Here is a 10,508-nt window from a genome sequence, read left to right on the forward strand (position 1 = left end):
GGAGGAAGCATATGGGAAAAATGATTGCAATCGGCAACCAAAAAGGCGGAGTTGGTAAAACAACGACAACTGTTAATTTGGGTGCAGCATTAGCCTTTATGGGGAAAAAGGTACTGGTTATTGACTCCGATTCTCAAGGAAATGCTACTTCCGGTTTAGGAATTGAAAGAGGCGATGTGACTTATAGCTTATATGAAGTGCTGGTCGATCGAGTACCTATTCAGGATAGTATCTTAACCACTTCTAGAGAAAATCTAGATATTATCCCATCAACTATTTCTTTAGCAGCTGCTGAAATTGAATTAGTAAATTTTAAAGACCGCGAATTTCGCTTAAAAGAAGCTGTAGAATCAATAAAGCAAGATTATGATTATCTTTTAGTAGATTGTCCACCGTCCTTAGGGCAATTATCTATTAATGCCTTTACAGCATCTGATACAATTTTGATTCCGGTTCAAGCAGAATATTATGCCTTAGAAGGTTTAAGTCAATTATTAAATACAATCCGCTTAGTTCAAAAGTCATTAAATCCTCAATTCAGAATTGAAGGAGTATTAATAACTATGCTAGATGCGCGCACGAACTTGGGCTATGAAGTAGTTGATGAAGTACGTAAATACTTCCAAGAGAAAGTATATGATACGGTAATTTCACGAAACATTCGTTTGTCAGAGGCTCCATCTTATGGTTTGTCAGTAATTGATTATGACCCAAAATCTAGAGGAGCCATCATGTATAAAGAATTGGCAGAGGAAGTGATCAATAATGGCCAATAAACCAAAAAAAGGTGGACTAGGTCGTGGAATGGAAGCTCTCTTTAGTTCAGCTTATGAAGAAGTACCTAACGATCACGAAATGGTCACCGAAATTAAATTAGAAGATATTCGTCCAAATCCCTACCAACCTAGAAAACACTTTGATCTCAATGCTTTGAATGAGTTAGCGGAATCGATTCGTCAAACGGGTGTTTTCCAACCTATTATTATTAGAAAATCCTCTATTAAAGGATATGAAATTATTGCAGGAGAGCGTAGGGTACGTGCTTCTAAATTGGCAGGCAAAACAACCATTCCAGCAATTGTTAGAGAACTTGATGAAGAAGCAATGATTGAGATTGCTGTAATAGAGAACTTGCAAAGAGAAGATTTGAGTCCTTTAGAAGAAGCAGAAGCATATGATATGCTAATGGAACGTTTAAAATTAACGCAAGCAGAAGTTGCTGAACGTATTGGGAAAAGTCGCCCTTATATAGCCAATTATATTCGTTTACTTCAATTGCCAGATCCAATTAAACAGTTAGTAAATGAAGAAAAACTATCCATGGGCCAAGCACGCACCATTTTAGGGTTAAAAGATAAGAGTCAGATGGAGAATTTAGCTAAAAAAGTTGTTAAAGAACAGCTTACAGTGCGTCAGTTAGAAGAAGTAGTACAAAAATATAATCAATCATTACCAAAAATGACGAAAAAGGGACGAACCGAAAATAAATCACCACTTTGGTTAGCAATTGAAAATCAAATGGAAGAAAAGTTTGGGACACCCGCTAAAATTGTTTCAAAAGGAAACAAGGGAAAAATTGAATTAGAATTCGTCAACGATTCAGATTTGACAAGAATTCTAGACTTACTTAACATTCAAGTTTAAATAGTGACAAATAGGAGGGTCAAAATGGATCCAAAAGCTTACGATAAGTTCGATATAGTAGAAATGAAAAAGCCACATGCTTGTCAAACTAATCGCTGGCAAATTATACGAATGGGTATGGATATTCGTATACGTTGTGAAAATTGTCAGCATATTGTTACCATGACACGCCGTGACTTTGAAAAGAAGATGAAAAAAATTCTTAAAAAACATCAAGAAGTAAACCTTTAGAAAGAGAGTGAAATTATGGCATTAACAGCAGGAATTGTGGGACTACCAAATGTGGGCAAATCAACTTTATTTAATGCAATTACTAAAGCTGGAGTGGAAGCGGCAAATTATCCTTTCGCTACTATTGATCCTAACGTAGGGGTTGTGGAAGTCCCTGATGAACGTTTGACAGAGATTACTCGCCTTGTCAAACCAAAAAAAACCATCCCGACTACAATAGAATTCACCGATATCGCAGGGATAGTAAAAGGAGCGAGTAAAGGGGAAGGGCTGGGTAATAAATTCTTAGCCAATATCCGCCAAGTAGATGCCATTTGTCACGTTGTGCGTTGTTTTGAAGACTCTAATATTACTCACGTTTCAGGTAAAGTTGATCCGATTGAAGATATTGAAACCATTAACTTAGAGCTGATTTTGGCAGATTTAGAAACCATTGAAAAACGAATTACTAAAGTTGAAAAGTTAGCACGTACTAAAGACAAAGAGGCTGTTGCTGAGCATGAAGTACTTTTAAAATTAAAAGAGGCTTTGGAACACAACCAATTAGCTAATAGTGTGGAGTTTTACGATGAACAATTACCTTACGTCAATAACTTGTTCTTGTTAACACGTAAGAAAATGCTTTATGTTGCCAATATAGGTGAAGAAGAAGTTAGCAATCCAGAAGGAAACCCGTTCTTAGCAAAAGTTCGTGAATTAGCTGACCAGCAAGGCGCAGAAGTTGTTCCTGTTTCCGCTCGTTTAGAAGAAGAGATTGCAGAACTAGATGATGAAGAAAAGACCAGTTTCTTAGAAGATTACGGTTTAAAAACTTCAGGTCTTGACCGCTTAATTCAATCAGTTTATAAATTGCTTGGTTTGGGAACTTATTTTACAGCCGGTGAAAAAGAAGTTCGAGCCTGGACTTTTAAAGTAGGAATGAAGGCACCACAAGCAGCCGGTGTGATTCACTCAGATTTTGAACGCGGATTTATTCGTGCAGAGACCATGGCTTATGATGATTTAGTGAAGTATGGCTCTGAGCAAGCAGTAAAAGAAAAAGGCCTCTATCGCTCAGAAGGTAAGGAGTATATAGTTAAAGATGGAGACATTATGCTCTTTCGCTTTAATGTATAGGAGGAAATTCAATGAAAGATCAGCAAGAAGAAAAAGTTGTAGAAGAAGTCTCAAATAGCCAACCACTTGAAAATCAAGTGGCAGTTGAAAGTCAAGAAAGCTCGATATTAACTGGGGTACCACAAGAAAAGGTGGACCAGTTAACCAAACGTAATCTAAAATTTATGCTAGACATTGATCGCTACTTAAAAGAAGAACAAATATCACAAGCAAATTGTCAAGTAGTTTATTTGGAAATGGTAGATACACTTTTAGAAGGGCAAAAAGATGGTCATACTGCTAAACATATTTATGGAACGCCTAGTGAAACTAGTCAGATTATTATTAGTAAAGCAGTAAAAGAGCATGAAGAAAAAGAGAAGTCACCGGATTGGCAAATTGCTGTCGATGGTGGGTTAATGTTAGGGGCTATTTTCACCCTAATAACGGGTGTATTTGGTTTAAGTGGGAGTTCAAATGTTCAAGAAAATTTCTATATGGGTATCCTAACAGTTATCCTCAATTATGCTATCGGTGGTTATGCGATGATGCGAACAGCAAAAGTCTTACCAGACTTGGATGCTCCTAAAGGGCAAAAGGGTTATGGGCGCTATTTCATGGCATCTACAATTGCAATGATGGCTTGGATTGGTTTAATTATGTTAAGTCAAGCCTTTATACCGCCGGTAATTAACCCAATTTTACCGCCTATGGGCTATATCATACTGGGTGTAATTACTTTGGTCTTACGTTATTACTTAAAGAGAAAGTGGAAAATAGTTGGTGGACTCTTTTAAGGGCATGCTGTTTGATAAAAAGACGAACATTAAATACTTCTCATAATCTAACATCTGCAAAAAACTTGTTTCATTCCCACTAACATGTTAAATTAGTTGGAAATTATCGTCGAATCGCTTGTAGAGAATCAAAAACATATAGGAGGAAAATAATGTCATCTTGGGAAACAAAATTTGCGCGTGAAGGTTACACATTTGATGATGTCTTGTTAGTTCCAGCTCATAGTGAGGTATTACCAAATGATGTCGATTTATCAGTCCAATTAGCCCCTAATTTAAAACTAAATATTCCCATCTTATCAGCCAGTATGGATACCGTAACGGATGGGAACATGGCGATTGCTATAGCCAGACAGGGAGGATTAGGTGTTGTCCATAAGAATATGTCTATTGAAGATCAAGCAAACGAAGTACGAAAAGTAAAACGTTCGGAAAATGGCGTTATCTTGGACCCATTTTATTTAACTCCTGAGAATCTATTGCAAGAAGCAGAAGATTTAATGAGTCATTACCGCATATCAGGTGTTCCAATTGTAAAAAGTGAAGACGATTTGACACTTGTAGGTATTATTACAAATCGTGACATGCGTTTCATTGAAAATTATCAAGATAATATTGGCTCTCACATGACTCATGAGAATCTGGTAACAGCAGCCATTGGCACTTCACTAGAAGAAGCTGAAAAGATTCTTTATAAAAATCGGATTGAAAAATTACCACTAGTAGATGATGAAGGACGTCTTTCAGGTCTAATTACTATAAAAGATATTGAGAAAGTCATTCAATATCCTCAAGCTGCTAAAGATCAACATGGTAGACTATTAGTGGCGGCAGCCATTGGAATAACTAGTGATACATTTGAAAGGGCAGAAGCCTTAATTAAAGAACAAGTTGATGCGATTGTAATTGATACCGCTCACGGGCATTCTGAAGGCGTGATTCGTAAAGTCAAAGAAATCAGAGAGGCTTACCCAGATGTAACCATTATTGCTGGTAACGTAGCAACAGCCGAAGCGACACGCGCTTTGTTTGAAATTGGTGTTGATATTGTAAAAGTGGGTATCGGACCTGGTTCAATTTGTACAACTCGTGTAGTAGCCGGAGTAGGAGTTCCTCAACTAACTGCTATCTATGAATGTGCTTCAGCAGCAAAAGAATTTGATAAGACCATTATTGCTGATGGCGGCATTAAGTATTCAGGTGATATTGTTAAGGCGCTTGCAGCGGGTGGGCATGCGGCTATGCTCGGCTCTATGTTAGCAGGAACAGATGAATCACCAGGTGAAATGGAAATTTATCAAGGTAGAAAATACAAATCTTATCGTGGCATGGGCTCTTTAGCTGCTATGCGTTCAGGATCAAGTGATCGTTACTTCCAATCAAAATCAGAAGCCAACAAAATGGTTCCTGAAGGTATTGAAGGACGTGTTGCATATAAAGGTGCCGTTGAAGATGTTATCTTCCAAATGGTTGGAGGTTTAAGATCTGGTATGGGTTATACCGGTTCAGCTAACCTTAAAGAATTGCGTGAGGAAGCACAATTTGTAAGAATGTCTGGTGCAGGACTGATTGAATCTCACCCACATGACATTAATATCACCAAGGAAGCACCAAACTATTCAAGATAAAGATAAACTAAAGTATCAAAGCCTACTGCAATAGACTTTGATACTTTTTTATTAATTTCTATCATTTTTTACTTAAAAAAGACAAGTAAAATTAAAAGCTGCTAACAATTGAATAACTCTGTATCTAAATTAGGAAAAGCTTATTTTAATAGGAAAGTGAGAACTACCTTTTTTTATTCAGTTGGGTATAATAGAAAAAGCAACTTTTAAATGAGCTTAAAGAGTGAGGAGTGGAGCCTAACATTGCTTATAAACGGTATTAAAAGGATACTTGTCTTAGGATTACTTATGAATAACTTTCTATCAACTGATGGTTATGCTGTGACTACATCGAAAGATTCAAATCCCACTGATGAGGCTTCCTTGCAAGAAATGGATACTCTGCCGGAAGAAAGTATAGCTGAAAATCTGGTAAACGCGATGCCTGTTTTTGAGGAAGTAAAGGGGGCCTATATTGTAGACGGCCTCAATGGGCAAATCCTTTATAAGCATGAAGTGGACCAGCTAGTTGAAGTGGGTTCTTTTAGTCAATTACTTTTATTATATAGGGTGTATCAAGCCATTGATCAAGGTCAGTTGGACAGTGATCAAGAGGTATGGATATCGGACGAGGTTTACGCTTTGAGTCAAGATTATAATTTGCCGAATGTTCCTTTAAGACAAGACTTGTCTTATTCCTTAAAAGATTTAATGGAAGCTGTTAGTTTAAATGCTGCCAGAGGAGCGGCCTTAGCCTTAGCAGAAGAATTAACCGGATCCGAAGCAGAAACACTTAAGCAAATGAAAGAACAGTTAAATGAATGGGGAGAAGAAGATTTTGATTTAATAAATGTGACTGGAGTGAGTGATCGTTATCAAGTGGGTGATTCTGAAAGCATTTATCAAGGGCGAACCAACAAAATGACTGCTCAAACAGTTGCTACCATAGCCTATCATCTGATTAATGAATACCCTGAATGCATGGAAGCTAGTCAGATTTATCAAAAGCTTTTTCAAGAAGATACGAGCGATGAGTTTGAAATGACCAATCCCAATCTGCTAATTGAAAGTGCTAATTCACTTTATGCTATGGAGAATGTTGATGGTTTGACTGCCAGTAAATCAGAAGAAGATGGTTATAATTTAGTTGCAACGACAGAAAAGAATGATTTACGCCTAATAGTAGTGGTATTAGGTGTCAGTGAAAACGAAAAACTTTATCAAGTTAGTAGAGAATTGATTGAAAGGGCCCAAAATATCTTCCGCATTGAAACAGTTATTGAAGAAAATTCATTAGCTACTCACCTAGACTCCATTAAAGTGGAAAATGGCAAAGTTAATAAGTTACAATTAATGTATGGATCAAACTTACAATTAGTGGTACCAATTATTGATACGGCCCCACGACTGGTTTATCAATTTACAGCTAATCAAGAAGTGACCAATTATCACGTTAAAGCGCCTGTTAAAGCAGGCAAGGTTGTAGGAAAAATGCAAGTCGATATAGCTGATTATCGTCTACCTATTCTAAAGTCCGGTAGAGGAAATTATGTGCCAGTAAAAGTAGCAGAAGATATCGAAGAAGCCAATATCTTAGAAAAAACTTGGCGAAATGTCCAAAATACTGGCGAAAATACTTGGAATGCTGTTCGAAAATTCTTTACGGATTTATTTAATTAAATAAGGGAGGTAAAATTATGGAAAATAAAGAAACGGCGATTTTTGCAGGAGGTTGTTTTTGGTGCATGGTTCATCCATTTGATGAAAGAGATGGTGTTATCTCTGTAGCTTCTGGCTATACGGGTGGAGATAGTGTGAATCCTACCTATGAAGAAGTCTGCTCAGGACAAACGGGTCATGCAGAAGCTGTCAAAATCGAATACGATCCTAGTAAAATAAGCTATCAAGAACTTCTAAAAATTTATTGGTCTTCAGTCGATCCGACTGATAAAGATGGACAGTTCGGTGATCGAGGCTCCTCTTACCGACCAGAAATTTTTTATAGTACCCAAGCCCAAAAGGAAGAAGCCGAACAATCGAAAGCAGAACTTGAAGCGTCACAAGTTTTCAAAAAGCCGATTGTTGTGCCAATCAGTCCAGCCCAAACATTTTACCTTGCAGAGGACTATCACCAAGACTTTCACCGCAAAGAACCGGATCATTATCAAAATTTCTACCGTAGTTCCGGGCGTAAAAAATTTGTTGAAGAGGTTAAAGATAAATTGAATTAAGATAGTAAATGCTAAGCTAAGCTTGACATTTAAAAGATTTCTATTTATCATTCTTAATGATTCTAAACAAAAGACGGAGGTGGGAAAATGGCTCAAAAGAAAGCGTCACTAGCTTGTAGTGAATGTGGAAACCGTAATTATCAAATGATACCAACTCAAGCGGGCCAAACCACTCGATTAGAAATTAAGAAATTCTGCAAGAATTGTAATAAACACACGATTCATAGAGAAACCAAATAGAAAAGAGGAATATAATGAGTTACATTAAAGGCATTGCCCAAGAAATGAAAAAAGTAACTTGGCCTACAGCTAAGCAAGTAAATAAATTTACTTGGACCGTAATTATGATGATTATTTTCTTTGGATTATACTTTGCTTTAACAGATTTTGTATTTGGCAATTTCATCGACTGGTTAATTAGTCTAGGCGCATAATCATAAAAATATTTATTATTTGCTTAAGCATGTTATAATAGAATACAAATAAAACCTACACCCTTGTAGGTTTTTTATTTTACAAGAAATTAATTAAAGGAGATTTAACTATGGAATCTAATAAGGAATGGTACGTTTTGCATACTTATTCTGGTTATGAGAATAAAGTAAAAGAGAATATTATGATGCGAGCAGAAAGTATGAATATGGAAGACTTTATCTTCAATGTGGTAGTACCTGAAGAAGAGGTAACCGAAATGCAAGATGGAGAGAAGAAAACAAAGATTCAAAAGACCTTCCCAGGTTATGTGTTAGTTGAAATGGTGATGTCTGATGAGTCTTGGTTTATTGTTCGTAATACGCCAGGCGTGACTGGATTTGTAGGCTCACATGGCGCTGGATCTAAGCCGGCACCTCTTTTACCTGAGGAAATGGAAGCGATCTTGGGGGATAAGCCTGCTCAGAAAGTTCAATTAGAAGTTGAAGTGGGCGATTTAGTTGAAATTATCGATGGCGCTTTCTCAGGAATGACTGGAGAAATCGAAGAAATCAGTGAAGAAAATCAAAAACTTAAAGTAGTTATTGAAATGTTTGGTCGTGAAACAGTAGCCGAATTGGACTTTATGCAAGTGCGCAAAGATAATCTTTAATTAGGTGGTTTCATGAAACAAAAGACTGACCACCACATCCTCTATTTTCGTTTAGCCATGGTGATGTATCTCTTGGTTTTGTGCTTACAGTTGGTTTTTGATGCCAGTTTTATCGAATCCATCAGCTTGAACCAAGTCTTAGAGGAAGTTCCTCATGTTTTGCTTCCTGTAGAATTCACTTTTTATCTCTGGCCAATCATTATTCTATGGGAAGCGTTTGGTTTATTTGCGGGACAACGGAGACAGGCTTTTATAACTTTTGATCAGAGTTATTCACTGTTAGTGGCTCCCAAATTAGTTGAATTATCTTTTTACCATACAGTCTATCTTTTGATATGGTCGCAACAATTATATTTATTTACCTTCATCCTTATGGTGCTCTATTTGAGACGGATTATTTCTTTTATGAAATTAATTTCATATAAAAGCTCCCTGAACGAACCAAGTTGGCTATTAAAGCTTCCCATTGGTCTTCATACCGGTTGGTTGATCAGTATGACGGCCCATATTTTTTATAGCTATTTAGTGAGTAAAGGATTAAACAGTCATAATGGGTGGATGATAGCACTTGCTTGTCTTTTAATTCTTGCTATTGCAGCCGGAAGTAGTTACTTGTATGCACGTTATGGTAACCAGGCAATTATGCCGGCTGTTTTAATCTTTCAATTAGGGCTACTCTATCATCATTATCCTCGTTCATCCTTTGGATTAAGACATAACTTCTTTTATCTTGTGATTGCGGTTGTATTTATTCTGACCTTAGCCGTATACATACGTTACTTGCGTTATCAAATAAAGCAAAAGACTTTTTAGATTTTTATAGGAGGAAAACTATGAACTGGCCTTTCAATCAATCGATGCAGTTGACGCAGAAACAAGCAGGCAAAAAACCATTTAGGGTTATTGCTTTTACTGCGCTTATAAATCTTGTTAGTTTACTATTTGCTTCACTTATTTCAGTTTTTTTAATTGGTCCATTAATCTATATGAAATTTGGTGATTCCTTTTTAACCGAAGATGTAGGTCAAGCACTGTTAAACGAGCCATTAATGGTTTATTTAGAACTATTTTTAACGATTATTACTATTATTACAACGGTCCTTTTGGCTAAATGGTTGCAAGGACGCAGACTTAACTCCTTTGGCTTTTATAAAGATAATTTCCTAAAAAAATATGGGATGGGCGTCGTAATTGCTGCCGCCTTAATGTTCTTTATTTTTTTAGTTAATCTTTTGATGGGGACGATCTCTGTCCAAATGAACCCTCAGGCCGATGGAGTGGCGTTTATCCTCTTATTAGTCGGCTTTATGATCCAAGGAATGTCTGAAGAAATCCTCTTGAGAGGTTACTTGATGAATGGCTTGGCAGCCGCTTGGGGAGTTCCTCTTGCCATTTTGATAAACTCCATCTTCTTTAGTTTGTTGCATTATGGCAATCCAGGAGATACAGTTTTAGCCTTAGTTAACATTGCCTTAGCCGGTATTTTCTTTTCCTTATTATTCTATATTACTGATAATATGTGGTTAACAGGAGCTGCTCATTCCTTTTGGAATTTTATAATGGGTGTGGTCTTTGGGGTCCAAGTGAGTGGATTGGTATTACCGGGTACACTATTACTAACTGAATCCAAAGCTGAGGCCAGTTTGATCAATGGTGGAGAATTTGGATTTGAGGGGGGTCTTGTGGTTACGGTTATTTTAGTAGCTGCTTGTATTTACTTAATCAATAAATGTCCGAAACAAGAAAAAGCTATTTAAATACTTCTGTCAACCGTAAATGAAAATGTCCTGAAATTTTAAAAATTTGCGGGATAAAACTA

At 36.8% G+C, this 10,508-nt stretch carries 13 protein-coding genes; all 13 read left to right on the top strand.

Annotated elements, in window-relative coordinates:
- Window positions 1–11: 11 nt before the first annotated feature.
- The 13 genes from ACQV2X_RS06455 (at window position 12) to ACQV2X_RS06515 (ending at window position 10,446) form a co-directional block, all read left to right on the top strand.
- Window positions 12–776 (top strand): ParA family protein, encoded by a 765-nt coding sequence (locus tag ACQV2X_RS06455; protein ID WP_428873033.1) that lies wholly within the window; start codon window positions 12–14, stop codon window positions 774–776.
- Window positions 766–1,644: a ParB/RepB/Spo0J family partition protein gene (locus ACQV2X_RS06460; protein WP_428873031.1), complete on the top strand. Its 879-nt coding sequence runs from the start codon at window positions 766–768 to the stop codon at window positions 1,642–1,644. Before ACQV2X_RS06455 ends, ACQV2X_RS06460 begins: the two co-directional genes overlap by 11 nt.
- 24 nt (window positions 1,645–1,668) lie before the next feature.
- Complete coding sequence (locus ACQV2X_RS06465) at window positions 1,669–1,875, top strand: DUF951 domain-containing protein (RefSeq protein ID WP_428873029.1); 207 nt, start codon at window positions 1,669–1,671, stop codon at window positions 1,873–1,875.
- 15 nt (window positions 1,876–1,890) lie between these two features.
- Window positions 1,891–2,991: a redox-regulated ATPase YchF gene (gene ychF / locus ACQV2X_RS06470; protein ID WP_428873027.1), complete on the top strand. Its 1,101-nt coding sequence runs from the start codon at window positions 1,891–1,893 to the stop codon at window positions 2,989–2,991.
- Between the two features lie 11 nt (window positions 2,992–3,002).
- The gene (locus ACQV2X_RS06475) at window positions 3,003–3,767 is read left to right on the top strand and encodes a DUF1129 domain-containing protein (RefSeq protein ID WP_428873025.1); all 765 of its coding nucleotides are present in this window, start codon (window positions 3,003–3,005) and stop codon (window positions 3,765–3,767) included.
- Window positions 3,768–3,919: 152 nt separating this feature from the next.
- A complete protein-coding gene (gene guaB, locus ACQV2X_RS06480; protein WP_428873023.1) occupies window positions 3,920–5,395 on the top strand; it encodes an IMP dehydrogenase in 1,476 nt (491 codons plus the stop codon).
- Between the two features lie 288 nt (window positions 5,396–5,683).
- Window positions 5,684–7,054, top strand: coding sequence for a D-alanyl-D-alanine carboxypeptidase (locus ACQV2X_RS06485; protein ID WP_428873022.1), 1,371 nt, complete (start codon window positions 5,684–5,686; stop codon window positions 7,052–7,054).
- A 17-nt stretch (window positions 7,055–7,071) separates the two neighbouring features.
- The gene (msrA, locus tag ACQV2X_RS06490; RefSeq protein WP_428873020.1) at window positions 7,072–7,605 is read left to right on the top strand and encodes a peptide-methionine (S)-S-oxide reductase MsrA; all 534 of its coding nucleotides are present in this window, start codon (window positions 7,072–7,074) and stop codon (window positions 7,603–7,605) included.
- An 87-nt stretch (window positions 7,606–7,692) separates the two neighbouring features.
- Window positions 7,693–7,845 (top strand): 50S ribosomal protein L33, encoded by a 153-nt coding sequence (rpmG, locus tag ACQV2X_RS06495; protein WP_258436941.1) that lies wholly within the window; start codon window positions 7,693–7,695, stop codon window positions 7,843–7,845.
- 14 nt (window positions 7,846–7,859) lie between these two features.
- Entirely contained in the window at window positions 7,860–8,039 is a 180-nt protein-coding gene (secE, locus tag ACQV2X_RS06500; RefSeq protein ID WP_090289890.1) for a preprotein translocase subunit SecE, read from the top strand.
- Between the two features lie 110 nt (window positions 8,040–8,149).
- Window positions 8,150–8,689, top strand: a complete 540-nt coding sequence (gene nusG, locus ACQV2X_RS06505; RefSeq protein ID WP_428873018.1) for a transcription termination/antitermination protein NusG — start codon at window positions 8,150–8,152, stop codon at window positions 8,687–8,689.
- A gap of 12 nt (window positions 8,690–8,701) precedes the next feature.
- Window positions 8,702–9,502: a hypothetical protein gene (locus tag ACQV2X_RS06510; RefSeq protein WP_428873017.1), complete on the top strand. Its 801-nt coding sequence runs from the start codon at window positions 8,702–8,704 to the stop codon at window positions 9,500–9,502.
- A 20-nt stretch (window positions 9,503–9,522) separates the two neighbouring features.
- Window positions 9,523–10,446, top strand: a complete 924-nt coding sequence (locus tag ACQV2X_RS06515) for a lysostaphin resistance A-like protein (RefSeq protein WP_428873015.1) — start codon at window positions 9,523–9,525, stop codon at window positions 10,444–10,446.
- Window positions 10,447–10,508: the final 62 nt, after the last annotated feature.

The sequence above is a fragment of the Facklamia sp. P12945 genome, assembly GCF_050409485.1.
Classification (GTDB): domain Bacteria; phylum Bacillota; class Bacilli; order Lactobacillales; family Aerococcaceae; genus Facklamia.